Below are 344 nucleotides of genomic sequence, written 5' to 3' on the forward strand. Positions count from 1 at the left end.
AGTCGGTCCCCGGCAGGCCTCGCCGACGCAACGCATTGAGCAACGTGTACGCAATCGATGCGAAGAACAGCCGTAGCTGGTTGGCCCGCATCGTCCCGGCACTGGTCCGATCGGCAAACAGGTACAATTGTTGTTCCTTGATCCGGTTCTCCGCCTCGCCGCGGGCACAGTAGTCCTCCTCGTAGAGCGGCTGCGCCGGTCGGGCTTCGGCCGAGATCGATGTGACCACGAAGCGGGGATTGGTCCCCCGGGCCAGGTGCTCGGCCTTGGCCACCACCCGCCGCTCGCGACTCCAGCTGTCCAGGGTTCGATAACGCAACTCGGCGAAGACCCGGGCCGGTTGT

General features: G+C 65.4%; 1 protein-coding gene. It reads right to left on the minus strand.

The window, feature by feature from the left end:
• Window positions 1-344, minus strand: a 344-nt coding sequence (locus tag HG800_RS26840) for a transposase (RefSeq protein WP_182830417.1), incomplete at both ends; no start/stop codon positions are given.

This window comes from Tautonia rosea (assembly GCF_012958305.1).
Taxonomy (GTDB): domain Bacteria; phylum Planctomycetota; class Planctomycetia; order Isosphaerales; family Isosphaeraceae; genus Tautonia; species Tautonia rosea.